The organism is Halomonas fontilapidosi (assembly GCF_014192285.1).
GTDB lineage: Bacteria > Pseudomonadota > Gammaproteobacteria > Pseudomonadales > Halomonadaceae > Halomonas > Halomonas fontilapidosi.
This window is the reverse complement of sequence record NZ_JACHXQ010000013.1, coordinates 42,054-56,192: the sequence shown is the minus strand read 5'-3', so window position 1 is coordinate 56,192 and position 14,139 is coordinate 42,054. Positions and strand designations below refer to the sequence as shown.

13 protein-coding genes and 2 tRNA genes are annotated in these 14,139 nt (G+C 65.3%); 4 read left to right on the top strand and 11 right to left on the bottom strand.

Translation table 11 applies throughout. From position 1 onward, the window contains the following. The first annotated feature begins 102 nt into the window (after positions 1-102). From panB to FHR95_RS15435, 4 genes are all read left to right on the top strand, one after another. Positions 103-894 carry a 3-methyl-2-oxobutanoate hydroxymethyltransferase gene (gene panB, locus FHR95_RS15450; protein ID WP_040183916.1) on the top strand — a complete coding sequence of 264 codons (792 nt, stop codon included), beginning with the start codon at positions 103-105 and terminating at the stop codon, positions 892-894. Positions 895-919: 25 nt separating this feature from the next. After that, complete coding sequence (gene panC, locus FHR95_RS15445) at positions 920-1,768, top strand: pantoate--beta-alanine ligase (protein ID WP_183315071.1); 849 nt, start codon at positions 920-922, stop codon at positions 1,766-1,768. Between the two features lie 35 nt (positions 1,769-1,803). Further along, positions 1,804-2,184 carry an aspartate 1-decarboxylase gene (gene panD / locus FHR95_RS15440; protein WP_040183914.1) on the top strand — a complete coding sequence of 127 codons (381 nt, stop codon included), beginning with the start codon at positions 1,804-1,806 and terminating at the stop codon, positions 2,182-2,184. A 214-nt stretch (positions 2,185-2,398) separates the two neighbouring features. Further along, positions 2,399-3,574, top strand: coding sequence for an acetyl-CoA C-acetyltransferase (locus tag FHR95_RS15435; protein WP_183315070.1), 1,176 nt, complete (start codon positions 2,399-2,401; stop codon positions 3,572-3,574). 165 nt (positions 3,575-3,739) lie between these two features. Here the strand turns inward: FHR95_RS15435 and pnp are convergent, their stop codons facing one another. The 11 genes from pnp to tpiA form a co-directional block, all read right to left on the bottom strand. Further along, entirely contained in the window at positions 3,740-5,875 is a 2,136-nt protein-coding gene (pnp, locus tag FHR95_RS15430; RefSeq protein WP_183315069.1) for a polyribonucleotide nucleotidyltransferase, read from the bottom strand. Positions 5,876-6,211: 336 nt separating this feature from the next. Then, positions 6,212-6,481 (bottom strand): 30S ribosomal protein S15, encoded by a 270-nt coding sequence (gene rpsO, locus FHR95_RS15425; protein WP_040183911.1) that lies wholly within the window; start codon positions 6,479-6,481, stop codon positions 6,212-6,214. A 79-nt stretch (positions 6,482-6,560) separates the two neighbouring features. After that, positions 6,561-7,478, bottom strand: coding sequence for a tRNA pseudouridine(55) synthase TruB (gene truB / locus FHR95_RS15420; protein ID WP_183315068.1), 918 nt, complete (start codon positions 7,476-7,478; stop codon positions 6,561-6,563). Beyond that, the gene (rbfA, locus tag FHR95_RS15415; protein ID WP_183315067.1) at positions 7,478-7,936 is read right to left on the bottom strand and encodes a 30S ribosome-binding factor RbfA; all 459 of its coding nucleotides are present in this window, start codon (positions 7,934-7,936) and stop codon (positions 7,478-7,480) included. The genes truB and rbfA overlap by 1 nt, the downstream gene beginning before the upstream one ends. Before the next feature lie 18 nt (positions 7,937-7,954). Then, the gene (gene infB / locus FHR95_RS15410; protein WP_183315066.1) at positions 7,955-10,483 is read right to left on the bottom strand and encodes a translation initiation factor IF-2; all 2,529 of its coding nucleotides are present in this window, start codon (positions 10,481-10,483) and stop codon (positions 7,955-7,957) included. 27 nt (positions 10,484-10,510) lie between these two features. Continuing rightward, entirely contained in the window at positions 10,511-12,004 is a 1,494-nt protein-coding gene (nusA, locus tag FHR95_RS15405; protein ID WP_040183907.1) for a transcription termination factor NusA, read from the bottom strand. Positions 12,005-12,047: 43 nt separating this feature from the next. After that, positions 12,048-12,506 (bottom strand): ribosome maturation factor RimP, encoded by a 459-nt coding sequence (gene rimP, locus FHR95_RS15400; RefSeq protein WP_040183906.1) that lies wholly within the window; start codon positions 12,504-12,506, stop codon positions 12,048-12,050. 215 nt (positions 12,507-12,721) lie between these two features. Beyond that, positions 12,722-12,798: transfer RNA gene (locus FHR95_RS15395), tRNA-Met, on the bottom strand. Positions 12,799-12,909: 111 nt separating this feature from the next. After that, positions 12,910-12,996 (bottom strand) — tRNA-Leu (locus FHR95_RS15390). A 23-nt stretch (positions 12,997-13,019) separates the two neighbouring features. Then, positions 13,020-13,379 carry a preprotein translocase subunit SecG gene (secG, locus tag FHR95_RS15385; RefSeq protein WP_040183905.1) on the bottom strand — a complete coding sequence of 120 codons (360 nt, stop codon included), beginning with the start codon at positions 13,377-13,379 and terminating at the stop codon, positions 13,020-13,022. 4 nt (positions 13,380-13,383) lie between these two features. Further along, positions 13,384-14,133: a triose-phosphate isomerase gene (gene tpiA, locus FHR95_RS15380; protein ID WP_183315065.1), complete on the bottom strand. Its 750-nt coding sequence runs from the start codon at positions 14,131-14,133 to the stop codon at positions 13,384-13,386. Positions 14,134-14,139 lie beyond the last annotated feature (6 nt).

Genomic DNA, 14,139 nt, shown 5'->3' with positions numbered 1-14,139 from the left:
TGTTACCTATCGACACTTCGGCATGACTCGGGTAACAATCACAGGTTACACCGAGGACGGCCCGACAGAGGCCTCCCACGACTAAGACGACGAGAGCACGCCATGAAAACCGTCACCCTGAGCACGCTGCAGGCCTTCAAGCGCGCCGGTGAGCCGTTCAGTTGCCTGACCGCCTACGACGCCTCCTTCGCCCGGGCGGCTGGTGAGGCAGGCATCGAGGTGCTGCTGGTAGGCGACTCCCTCGGCATGGTCCTGCAAGGCCACGCCAGCACCCTGCCGGTGACCCTCGACGAGATCTGCTACCACACCCGCTGCGTCGCCCGCGGCAAGAGGGCGAGCCTGCTGATGGTCGACCTGCCCTTTATGAGCAACTCGAGCACCGAGCGTCTGCTCCAGGATGCCGGTGCGCTGATGCGCGCCGGGGCCGAGCTGGTCAAGGTCGAGGGCGAGGCCTGGATGGCCGATGGCATCCGCGAGCTGACCCGACGTGGCGTGCCGGTCTGTGCCCACCTGGGCCTGACGCCCCAGTCGGTTTACCAGCTGGGCGGTTACAAGGTGCAGGGACGCGAGGCCGAGCAGGCGACCCGGATCCTCGAGGACGCCCGCACGCTGGTTGAGGCCGGCGCCTCGGTGATCCTGCTCGAGTGCGTGCCGGCAAGCCTGGGCCGGGCGGTGAGCGAGGCGCTGGAGGTACCGGTGATCGGCATCGGCGCAGGCCCTGACGCGGATGGCCAGATCCTGGTGATGCATGACGTGCTGGGCGTGACCCACGGTCGTACGCCACGTTTTGTGAAGAACTTCATGACCGAGGCCGAGGACATCACGGGCGCCTTCCGCCGCTACCACGAGGACGTCAAGGCACGTCACTTCCCCGCCCAAGAGCACTGTTTCTAAGCCGCGTTTCGAGGAGCTCGCCGCGATGCGTACCCTGCGAGAGATTTCCCCCCTGCGCGAGGCCCTGGACGAGTGCCGGCGCCGAGGCCAGCGCATCGCCCTGGTACCGACCATGGGCAACCTGCACGACGGCCACCTGGCGCTGGTGGCGGAGGCGCGCCGCCGGGGCGACGTCGTCGTGGCGACCATCTTCGTCAACCCTCTGCAGTTCGGTGCCGGCGAGGATCTGGATGCCTATCCGCGCACCCTGGCCGAGGATCAGGCGAAGCTCGAAGACGCTGGCTGCGACCTGCTGTTCGCCCCCGAGACCACGACCGTCTACCCGCGCGGCCTTGAAGCCCAGACCCGAGTCTGCGTGCCCGATGTCAGCGAGGGGCTATGCGGTGGCGACCGCCCCGGCCATTTTGACGGCGTGGCGACCATCGTCACCATGCTTTTCAGTCTGGTGCAGCCCGACGTGGCCTGCTTCGGCGAAAAGGACTACCAGCAGCTGGCGGTGATCCGGCGCCTGGTGGCCGATCTGCATCTCCCCGTAGAGGTCGTCGGCGTGCCCATCGTGCGCGCTGCGGACGGCCTGGCCCTCTCCTCGCGCAACGGCTACCTTGACGCTTCTCAGCGCGCCGCAGCGCCGACGCTCTACGGCACGCTGTGCACCCTGCGCGATGCCCTGGAGGCCGGCGGCGAGGTCGCGCCGGCCCTTGATGATGGCCTTGCCCGGCTGAGGGAGGCCGGCTTCGCGCCGGACTACCTCGAGCTTCGCGATGCCGACCTGGGGCCCGTCACCACCAGCACCCGCGACGCCGTGCTGCTTGCCGCGGCGCGTCTTGGCCCAACCCGACTGATCGATAACCTGAGCCTGACCCTGCCACGCTGAGGGCGTGGCGCCGTCAACCAGAGGAACCCTGCTTCATGCATACCATCATGCTCAAGGCCAAGCTGCACATGGCCCGCGTTACCCATGCCGTACTCAACTACGAGGGCTCCTGCGCCATCGACGGTGAGCTGCTCGATATGTCCGGCATCCGCGAGAATGAACAGATCCAGATCTACAACGTCGAGAATGGCCAGCGTTTCACCACCTACGCCATACGCGCGGAAGAGGGCTCCAGAGTCATCTCGGTGAACGGCGCGGCGGCGCACCTGGCCAGTGCCGGACAGCGCGTGATCATCTGCAGCTATGCCCATTACAGCGAGGCCGAACTCGAGGCGCATGCGCCGGCCCTGGTCTATCTACAGGAAGGCAATGTGGTCAGTCACACCAGCAACGCCATCCCCGTTCAGCTGGCCTGACATCCGGCCGTCATGGCACCCGGCGGGGTGCCATATCCCCCTTCTCATGCCGCTTACCCAGCGCTTCCCTGCGCTTTGGGCCATGGAAGCATTGCCGCGACGCACAAGCGTCCCCTATGCTGAAGGACCCGGCTCTGTCTGAGACCGCCGAGAGCTCAGGTTGTCCTCTAGACATGGCCGCAAGCCCGCTAGTCATTCTTCAGGAGTATCTCCCATGCAAGACGTGGTGATTGTTGCCGCTCGCCGCACTGCCGTCGGCACCTTCGGCGGCTCCCTGGCCGGCATCCCGGCCAGCGACCTGGGTGCCCATGTCATCAAGGACATCCTCTCCACCACCGGCGTCGCCGGAGACCAGATCGACGAGGTACTGCTCGGCCAAGTGCTCACCGCCGGGGTCGGCCAGAACCCCGCCCGACAGGCCTCCATCAAGGCGGGCCTACCGGATGCGGTGCCGGCCATGACCATCAACAAGGTGTGCGGGTCGGGCCTCAAGGCGCTGCACCTGGGTGCCCAGGCCATCATGCTCGGCGATGCCGACGTGGTGCTGGCCGGCGGCCAGGAGAACATGTCCGCCTCGCCTCACGTGCTGCCCAACTCTCGCACCGGCCAGCGCATGGGCGACTGGAAGGCCATTGACACCATGGTCCACGACGGCCTGTGGGACGCCTTCAACAACTACCACATGGGCATCACCGCCGAGAACCTGGCCGAAAAGTACGGCATCACCCGCGAGGAGATGGACGAGTTCGCCGCCGGCTCCCAGCAGAAGGCCGCTGCCGCCATCAGGGAGGGCAGGTTCAAGGGGCAGATCGTTCCGGTGGAAATCCCCCAGCGCAAGGGTGACCCGGTGGTCTTCGATACCGATGAGGGCCCGCGCGACGTGACCGCCGAGAAGCTTGGCGGCATGCGCCCCGCCTTCAAGAAGGACGGCTCCGTCACCGCCGGCAATGCCTCCTCCATCAATGATGGCGCCGCCGTGGTGATGCTCTGTTCCGCCGACAAGGCCAAGGCGCTGGGCCTCGAGCCGCTGGCCCGCATCAAGGCCTACAGCAATGCCGGCGTCGACCCGTCGATCATGGGTATCGGTCCGGCGCCGGCAACCCGCCGCTGCCTGGAGAAGGCCGGCTGGAGCCTGGATGAGTTGGACCTGATCGAAGCCAATGAGGCCTTCGCCGCCCAGGCCCTGTCGGTGAACAAGGAACTGGGCTGGGATGCCTCCAAAATCAACGTCAACGGTGGCGCGATCGCCATCGGCCACCCGATCGGCGCTTCCGGCTGCCGCATCCTGGTGACCCTGGTCCACGAAATGATCGCCCGCGATGCCAAGAAGGGCCTCGCCACCCTCTGCATCGGCGGCGGACAGGGCGTGGCCCTGGCCATCGAGCGCTAAAGCGCCAAGCGCCAAGCGCCAAGCTGACAGCATGCCCCGGGATTGGCTCCCGGGGCATGTTCGTTTCGACCTGCCTACACAAGAAACCGCCGCGGGGGGTAGCCCCCGCGGCGGTTTTCCTTGCGCCTTGTTCCTTGGCGCTTGCGGCTCGCCAAAGGCGGTCGCTTACAGCGCTGGCTCAGCGGCCTCCTCGGCCTCGAATGCCGCTTTCTCTTCCGGCGTGATCTCCTTGATGGTGAGCTTCACTCGGTTGCGGTTGTCGATGTCGAGCACCTTGACGATGGGCTCGTCGCCCTCGTTGAGGAAGTCACGCACGTCGTTGACCCGCTCCGGCACGATCTGGGAGATGTGCACCAGGCCGTCGGTGCCCGGCATGATGTTGACGAAGGCACCGAAGTCGGCGATGCGCACCACCTTGCCGCGATAGAGCTTGCCGATCTCGGGCTCGGCGGTGATCGCCAGCACGGTGTCGATGGCCGCCTTGGCCGCCGACTTGTCCTCGGCGTAGATGCGCACGGTACCGTCGTCGTCCAGGTCGATGGAGGCACCGGTATCCTCGCAGATCTTGCGAATCGTCGCGCCGCCCTTGCCGATGACGTCGCGGATCTTCTCCGGATCGATCTTGATGGTCGCCATGGAGGGCGCATTCTCGGAGACCTCGGCACGGCTCTTGCCGATCACCTCGTTCATCTGCTCGAGGATCTGCTGGCGGGCCTCATAGGCCTGCTGCAGGGCCACCTCCATGATCTCCTCGTTGATGCCCTCGATCTTGATGTCCATCTGCAGGGCCGTCACGCCAGAGGCCGAGCCGGCCACCTTGAAGTCCATGTCGCCGAGATGATCCTCGTCACCCAGGATATCGGTGAGTACGGCGAAGCCATCCTCGTCCTTGACCAGGCCCATGGCGATGCCGGCCACCGGCGCCTTCATCGGCACGCCGGCATCCATCAGCGCCAGCGACGAGCCGCATACGGAGGCCATGGAGCTCGAGCCATTGGACTCGGTGATCTCCGAGACCACGCGGATGGTATAGGGGAAATCCGCGTCGTCGGGCAGCATTGCTTGCACGCCGCGCCGCGCCAGGCGTCCGTGGCCGATCTCGCGGCGCTTTGGGCCGCCCATGAAACCGGCCTCGCCCACGCTGTAAGGCGGGAAGTTGTAGTGCAGCAAGAAGCGGTCCTTGCGCTCGCCCTCCAGCGACTCGATCAGCTGGGAATCACGCAGGGTGCCCAGCGTCGCCACCACGATCGCCTGGGTCTCGCCGCGCGTGAAGATCGCCGAGCCGTGGGTCTTGGGCAGGGTGCCGACCTCGATGGAGAGCGGACGCACGGTCTTGTGATCGCGGCCGTCGATGCGCGGCTCGCCCTTGACCACGCGCGAACGCACCACGCGCTTCTCCAGACCGGCAAAGGCGCCCTTGACCTCATCGGCGTCGAACTTTCCCTCTTCCTCGCCGGCGAGCTGCTCGACGGCCTGATCCTTGAGCGCCGCGAGGGCGTCCTGGCGGGCCATCTTGTCGGTGATGCGATAGGCTTCGCCGACCTTCTGCTCGTAGGCATCGGCCATGGCGGCCTTGAGCGCGGCATTCTCGGCCGGCGCCTGCCACTCCCACTTCGGCTTGCCAGCCTCGGCGGTCAGCTCGTTGATGGCCTGGATGGCCACCTGCATCTCCTGATGGGCGTAGAGCACCGCACCGAGCATCTCGTCCTCGAGCAGTTCGTTGGCCTCGGACTCGACCATCAGCACCGCCTTCTCGGTGCCGGCGACGACCATGTTGAGCTCGGAGTCGCTCAGTTCCTCGACAGTGGGGTTGAGGAAGTAGCCGTTGTCCTCGGTGAAGCCCACCCGCGCGGCCGCAATCGGGCCATTGAAGGGCACACCGGAGATGGCCAGGGCAGCGGAGGTGCCAAGCATCGCGGCAATGTCCGGATCATGGTTGCGGTCGGTGGAGAGCACCGAGCAGACCACCTGCACCTCGTTCATGAAGCCCTTGGGGAAGAGCGGGCGGATCGGGCGATCGATCAGCCGCGAGGTCAGGGTCTCCTTCTCGGTGGGACGCCCCTCGCGCTTGAAGAAGCCGCCGGGAATCTTGCCGACCGCGTAGGTCTTCTCCTGATAGTGGACGGAGAGCGGGAAGAAGGGCTGCGCAGGGTTAGCCTCCTTCCTGGCCACCACAGTGCACAGCACCACGGTGTCGTCCATGGTGACCATCACGGCACCGCTGGCCTGGCGGGCGATGCGCCCGGTTTCCAGGGTGACGGTGCTGCGACCGTACTGAAACGTTTTCTTGACCGGATTCACGGCGACTTCCTTCAACTTTTCTGTGTTTGGGTCGTTTTGACTCGGCGACCATTTTAGGGGTTGACGCCCGCGGCGGCCACCGGTTGGCGGCATTTCCTGGCTATCGCATCAGCATTCGTCGCTCGGGCCTGATCTGGCGGCAAGCCTTCGAGGAGGCGCTGTGAATACTTCCCTGTACGCTACCGACGCCATCCATGGCGTAGGACCTTCTCTTCGACTTGCCCCCAGCGCCCCTCGCTTTTCATGACTCCAATAACTATTTGAAATCGCACACTTACCAATACAAAACGGGCAGCCCGAAGGCTGCCCGTTTCATAACCGCATGGGATGCGTCGCTTAGCGGCGCAGGCCCAGACGCTGGATCAGCGACTGATAGCGCTCGAAGTCCTTGCGCTTCAGGTAGTCCAGCAGCTTGCGGCGCTGGTTGACCATGCGGATCAGGCCACGACGGGAGTGGTGATCCTGCTTGTTGGTCTTGAAGTGGTCCTGCAGGCCATCGATGTTGGCGCTCAGCAGGGCCACCTGCACTTCGGGGGAACCGGTGTCGTTCTCGCCACGACCGTACTCATTGACGATTGTGGACTTCTGCTCGGCTGTCAGTGCCATCTGTCTCTCCAGTAAGCAATATGCCTGAATGATGAGTGTGTGAGACCACGCATATTTGCAGTCTCGGGCGTCTCTCCCTTCACTCGGCTGCGCTGCTCAACAGCCGTTTCGGCGCCACCTCCTGTGGCCCCGCCACCACGCCGAGGCCCAGAAAGGCCTCGTCGCAGTAGAGTCTTGCCGCCTCGCCCTCGGCCAGTTCGCCGGCATCGACCTGGGCCGGCTGGCCATGGGTCAGCCGGCTGGCCGCCGTGGCATCGACCTCGAGCCGCGGCAGGTGGTCGACCAGCACGTCGACGGGCAGCAGCACCGCCTCGCGCTCGGGCTGGCCGGGCAGGGCCTCCAACGCGTCGAGGGTCAACATGCCCTCGCTCGTGAAGGGGCCCGTTGCCAGGCGGCGCAGCGCGCTGATATGCGCTCCGCAGCCCAGCGCCTGACCGATGTCCTCGGCCAGGGTCCGGATATAGGTCCCCTTGCTGACGCGCGCTTCAAGGTCGAAGGCGGTGTCGGCAAGGGAAAGAAGGCGCGCATCATACACCGTCACGCGCCTCGCTGCACGCTCGATCGACTTGCCCTCGCGAGCCAGTTCATAGAGCTTGCGCCCCTGGTGCTTGAGGGCCGAGTACATCGGCGGCACCTGCTCGATCTCGCCGCGAAAGCGCGTCAGCACGCCCTCGATGTCGGGCTCGGTCAACCGGGGCACCTTACGGCGCTCAACCACCTCGCCCTCGGCATCGCCGGTATCGGTGATCGCGCCGAGCTCCACCCGAGTGCGGTAGACCTTGTCGGCCTCCAACAGGTGGGCAGAGAACTTGGTCGCCTCGCCGAAGCATACCGGCAGCAGGCCGGTGGCCATGGGGTCCAGCGTTCCCGTGTGACCGGCTTTCTGCGCCTGGAACAGGCGCCGGGCCCGCTGCAGGGCATGGTTGCTGGACAGGCCCGCAGGCTTGTCCAGCAGCAGCACGCCGTTCACCGGCAGTCCACGACGCCGCCGTGCCATCAGTCGCGCTCACCTGTTTCTGGCGAGTCACCGTCTTCTGCCGAACCATCGTCGACCGAACCGTCTTGCGGATGGCGGTCGGACTCCTCGTCATGCTGGGCCTGATCGCTGGCGACGGCCTCGTCGATCAACGAGGAGAGTCGCTGACCGCGCACCACGCTCTCGTCATAGTGGAAGCGCAGTTCCGGCACATGACGCAGCTTGATGCGACGGGCGATCTGGCTGCGCAGGAAACCGGCGGCCCGCTTGAGCACCGCCAGGTTCTCCTTGATGCGCTCCGGGCTCTGCTCGCCCAGCAGGGTCACGTGGACATCGGCATAGCCGAGGTCGCGACTGACCTCGACGCCGCTGACCGTGACCATGCCCAGGCGCGGGTCCTTGACCTCGCGCTGGATGAGCACCGCCAGCTCCTTCTGGAGCTGGTCGGCTACCCGGTCGGTACGCTTGAATTCCCGCATGGTCGACTCCTGGGGCCCTTAGAGCGTCCGCTCGACCTTGACCTGATCGAAGACCTCGATCTTGTCGCCGACCTGGACATCGTTGTAGTTCTTCACGCCGATGCCGCACTCCATGCCGTTGCGTACTTCCTGGACGTCGTCCTTGAAGCGGCGCAGCGACTCGAGCTCGCCCTCGTAGATCACCACGTTGTCACGCAGCACGCGGATCTTCTTGTTGCGATGCACGGTGCCCTCGACGACCATGCAGCCGGCCACGGCGCCGATCTTCGGCGCGCGGAAGACGTCGCGGACTTCGGCCACGCCGACGATCTCTTCCTTCCACTCCGGCGCCAGCATGCCGCTCATCGCCTGCTTGACCTCGTCGATCAGCTGGTAGATGACGCTGTAGTAGCGCAGATCCAGGCCTTCACGCTCGATGATCTCGCGGGCCGCGGCATCGGCACGCACGTTGAAGCCGACCACGATGGCATCACTGGCCAGCGCCAGGTTGGCATCGGTACCGGTGATACCGCCCACGCCGGAGGAGACCACAGCCACTTCCACCTCGTCGGTGGAGAGCTCTTCCAGGGCGCCCTTGATCGCTTCCAGGGAACCCTGGACGTCGGCCTTGAGCACGATGTTGAGCTTGGCGGCGACATCCTGGCCCATCTGGCTGAACATGTTCTCCAGCTTGGCCTTCTGCTGACGCGCCAGGCGCACCTCGCGGTACTTGCCCTGACGGAAGTTGGCGACCTCGCGGGCCTTCTTCTCGTCGGCCAGCACCATGAAGTCGTCACCCGCCTCGGGGGTGCCGTCGAGACCCTGGATCTCCACCGGGGTGGAGGGACCGGCCTCATCGACCTGCTTGCCCAGCTCGTTGGTCAGCGCTCGCACACGGCCGTAGTGCAGGCCGGCGAGCACGATGTCGCCCTTCTTGAGGGTGCCGTTCTGGACCAGCACCGTGGCCACCGGGCCGCGTCCCTTGTCCAGGCGCGACTCGACCACCACGCCCTTGCCGGGCGCCTCGGGCACGGCCTTGAGCTCGAGCACCTCGGAGACCAGCTGGATGGATTCCAGCAGCTCCTCGATGCCTTCGCCAGTGTGCGCCGACACATGCACGAACTGGGTGTCGCCACCCCACTGCTCGGAGATCACGCCGTGCTGGGATAGCTCGTTCTTGACCCGGTCCGGATCCGCGCCGGCCTTGTCGATCTTGTTGACCGCGACCACCATCGGCACCTCGGCAGCCTTCGAGTGCTCAATCGCCTCGATGGTCTGGGGCATGACGCCGTCATCGGCGGCCACCACCAGCACGACCACGTCGGTGGCCTTGGCACCGCGGGCACGCATGGCGGTAAACGCCGCGTGGCCCGGAGTATCCAGGAAGGTCACCCCACCGTGGTCATCTTCCACATGGTAGGCGCCGATATGCTGGGTGATGCCGCCGGCTTCGCCAGTGGCCACCTTGGCCTTGCGGATGTAGTCGAGCAGCGAGGTCTTGCCGTGGTCGACGTGACCCATGACCGTCACCACCGGCGAGCGAGTGATCTCGTCGCCCTCGTAGGAGATGCCCTCGAGGACCTCGGTCTCCAGCGCATCGTCCTTGACCAGCTTGGGCTTGTGGCCCATCTCCTCGACCACGATGGCCGCGGTATCCTGGTCGATGGTCTGGTTGATGGTCACGGCCGCGCCCATGGTGAACATGGCCTTGATGACCTCGTTCGCCTTGATCGACATCTTGTCGGCCAGGTCGGCGACACTGATCGACTCGGGGATGGAGACCTCACGGACGATCGGCTGTGTCGGCTTCTGGAAGCCGTGCTTGCCGCCACCGCCCTGGCCGACGCCACCGCGGCGACCACCACGACGTTCGGCGCGCTTGGCCTTCTTGCCACCACGGCGACGCTCCTCGCGATCACCGCGATCGTCGTCATCCCGCTCGCCACGGCCCTTCTTGCCAGCGCCGGACTTGGTCGTAGCCTTCTTGACCGCGGCACGGCGCGGCTCGGGGCGACCCTCCTTGGGCGGCGCCGGAGGCTCCTCCGCGGGCGGTGCGGTGTCGAGTTCCGGCACCGGAATCTCAGGCTCGGCGGCCGCTTTCTCGGCCTCAAGCTTGGCGGCTGCCTCGCGAGCGGACTCCTCGGCGGCGCGCGCCTTGGCTTCCTCGGCCTCGCGGGCATCCTTGGCAGCCTGGGCCTGCTGGGAATCGGCCATGTCGCCCACCAGCTGGCGGGGTCCGGCCTCTTCTGTCGGCTCGGGCTTGGTTTCTTCCTCGGCGCGCTTGACGTAGGTGCGCTTCTTGCGAACCTGCACCTCGATGCTCTTGCCGCGCTCGCCGGTCTTGATGCGGCTGCGCGTCTTGCGCGTCAGGGTGATGCGATTCTTCGCCCCTGTGCCGCTGCCGCCGTGGCTCTTGGTGAGATAGTCGAGCAGCTGACGCTTGTCCTCCTCGGACACCACGTCGCTCTCGGACTTCTGGCCGAGCCCGGCTTCTTTCATCTGCTCCAGCAGGCGGGGCACATCGCGCCCCACCTTCGCTGCAAAATCCTTAACGGTCATTTCTGACATTACGACCCTCCTCAGCCCGTGACCCGTTTACTGTTCGTTCTCGAACCATGGCGCACGGGCAGTCATGATCAGTGCCGCGGCGCGCTCCTCGTCGATACCCTCGATGTCCAGCAGATCATCGACGGACTGCTCGGCCAGGTCTTCCATGGTGACAATGCCTCGGCTGGCCAGGATAAAGGCCAGGTGGCGGTCCATACCGTCCATCTCCAGCAGGTCGTCGGCCGGCTGGGCGCCATCGAGTTCCTCCTCGGAGGCGATGGCCAGGTTCAGTAGTTCATCCTTGGCACGAGCGCGCAGCTCCTCGATGAGCTCCTCGTCGAACTCCTCGATCTCCAGCATCTCCTCGACCGGCACGTAGGCGACTTCCTCCAGTGAGGTGAAGCCCTCTTCGACCAGCAGGCGCGCCACGTCTTCGTCGACCTCCAGGTGCTGGATGAAATGCTCGACCAGGCTGTCGATCTCCTGGTCGCGCTTGTCCTCGGCCTCCTCCTCGGTCATGACGTTGAGACGCCAGCCGGTGAGTTCAGAGGCCAGGCGCACGTTCTGGCCACTGCGACCGATAGCCTGGGCGAGATTATCCTCGGCGACGGCCACATCCATGGCGTGGGCTTCCTCATCGACAAGAATCGAGGCGACGTCGGCCGGCGCCATGGCGTTGATCACCAGCTGGGCCGGGTTGTCGTCCCACAGCACGATGTCCACGCGCTCGTTCTGTAGCTCCGTGGACACCGCCTGCACCCGAGAACCACGCATGCCAACACAGGCACCCACCGGATCGATACGGCGATCGTTGGTCTTGACCGCGATCTTGGCGCGAGAGCCCGGATCGCGTGCCGCGCCCTTGATCTCGATGAGCTGCTCGGCGATCTCCGGCACTTCGATGCTGAACAGCTCGATGATCAACTCGGGGCAGGTGCGCGACAGGATCAGCTGGGCACCGCGTGCCTCGGGGTCGACCTTGACCAGCAGCGCACGGACGCGCTCGTTCATGCGGTAGCGCTCGCCGGGAATCATCTCGCTGCGCGGCAGGAATGCCTCTGCATTATCGCCGAGGTCGATGATCAGCCCGTCGCGCGTGGTCTTCTTGACGATGCCGGCGACCAGTTCACCCTCACGCTCGGCATACTGGCGCACCACCTCGGCCCGCTCGGCCTCGCGCACCTTCTGCACGATCACTTGCTTGGCAGTCTGGGCGGCAATACGGCCAAAGGCGGCATTCTCGATGCGCTCCTCGACCACGTCGCCCAGCCCCAGGGGCGGGTCGCGACGCTCGGCAAAGGAGAGCTTGATCTGGGCATCGGGCCCGTCGAAGTCATCGTCCTCGACCACGACCCAGCGACGGAACGTCTCGTAGTCGCCGGTCTCACGATCGATGTGCACGCGCACGCTGGCTTCCTCGTTCTCGAAGCGCTTGCGCGATGCACTGGCCAGGGCCGCCTCGACGGCCTCGAAGATCACCTCGCGGGAGACCCCCTTCTCGTTGGAGATCGCGTCGACGACCGCCAGAATTTCTTTACTCATGCCTTAGCCTCGCCAGTGAACCTGTCCTTATACACCGAGCTGATCATGTGAACTGCGGAACGACCCGCGCCTGATCGATGCTCTCGATGGGAAAGCAATACTCCTCTTCGCCGACCTGCAGCAGCACTTCATCGCTCTCGACGCCGGCCAGCAGTCCCTGGAACTTGCGCCGTCCGTCGAACGGCACGCGCAGCTTCACGGCGACCACATGGCCAGCGTAGCGACCGAACTGCTCAAGGGTGAACAGCGGCCGGTCCATGCCCGGCGAGGAGACTTCCAGTCGATACTCACCGGGCACCGGATCCTCGACATCGAGCACCGCGCTGACCTGTCGACTGACGTCAGCGCAATCGTCCACGCTCACTCCGTCATCATGATCGATATAGATCACCAGGCGCGAGTGTTTGCCCTGGGACAGATGATCGATGCCCCACAGCTCGAACCCCATGGCGGAGACCACCGGCTCGATCAGCGCATGTAGCGCAGCATCCTTGATTGCCACGGAAGAAAGCTCCTACAGCCGTTGCATCAGGCACCTGGCCGGGAGTAAAGAGAAGAGTCAGGTGGCTGATTGGCGTTGCCCGGAACAGCGCCGCCGTCGCCGGCTGGCAAGCTGCTAACAAAAAGCCCCTTCACAGGAAGGGGCTTTCACAAGAAACCTGTATACCACTTCGGCTCTCTGGCATGCCCCTGAAATCTGCATGCCTGCCAGGAAGATGGTAGCGGGGACCGGATTTGAACCGATGACCTTCGGGTTATGAGCCCGACGAGCTACCAGACTGCTCCACCCCGCATCAATCTAGGTCGGTGATTCTAAGCCCGCATGACGGCTTCGTCAAGCGGCTTCACCGCATTCTGCCAATCCTGCTTCGAAGCCTCGACGACGCTGTCGACCACTTCGCATATGGTGCCGAAGGCGGGACTTGAACCCGCACGGCCATAAGGCCACTACCCCCTCAAGATAGCGTGTCTACCAATTCCACCACTTCGGCATAGGGGAGACTGGATGACGACGTCAGTCGCCGCTTTCCTCCAGCGCTGGCGCAGTATTATCCACATCCCGACCGCCATCGTCAAGGGTCGGCACGGCATTCTGCTGCTCGATCAGCTCGGCATCGGGAATGCCAGCCTCGGGCGCTTCACCGGCCTGGGAGGCAAACCACGCCAGGGTCAGGGAGGTGGCGAAAAAGGCAGCGGCCAGCAGTCCGGTGAACTTCGCCAGGAAGCTACCGCTACCCTGCGAGCCGAATACGGTCTGAGAGGCACCGCCACCAAAGGCGGCACCGGCTTCGGCGCCCTTGCCCTGCTGCAGCAGGATCAGGACGACCAGGGCGATGGCGATCGCCACATGGGTCATGAGAATGGCAACTTGCATGGATTCAACCTGCTGACTGACAAATGGCTAGGAAATCGTCGACCTTGAGCGAGGCACCGCCCACCAGGCCGCCGTCGATATCGGGCTGGGCAAGCAGCTCGGCGGCATTATCCGCTTTCATGCTGCCGCCGTACAGCAGACGCATGCCATCGGCCAGCGCCTGTTCATAGCGCGCCAGGCGCTCGCGGATGGCCGCATGCACCGCCTGCGCCTGTTCGGGACTCGCCGTGCGCCCGGTGCCGATCGCCCAGACAGGCTCATAGGCGATCACCAGCCGAGCGCGCTCCGCGGGGGCCAATGCATCGAGCACCGACTCGAGCTGGCCCAGCACCACTGACTCGGTGCGCTCGGCCTCGCGCTCTTCAAGCGTCTCGCCGATACACAGCACCGGGGTGAGCCGCTCACTCAAGGCCGCCTTCACACGCGCCAGGACCGCGGCATCGTCCTCCCCGAAGAGGGTCCGCCGCTCCGAGTGGCCGACCAGCACCAATCGGGTACCGCACTCGCGCAGCATCGCTGCGCTGACCTCGCCGGTAAAGGCCCCCGAAGGACGGTCGCTGAGGGTCTGGGCGCCGACCGTCACCGACGTCTCGCCGAGCGCTCGGCCGGCCGCGTCAAGGAAGGGGAAGGGCACCATCAGCGCCACTTCGACGTTGACGGGCAGAGAAACATCGGCAAAGGCCTGACCGAACTCCTCGACCAGGGCCAGAGAGCCGTTCATCTTCCAGTTTCCGGCGATCAGCGGCATGCGCATGGAGGT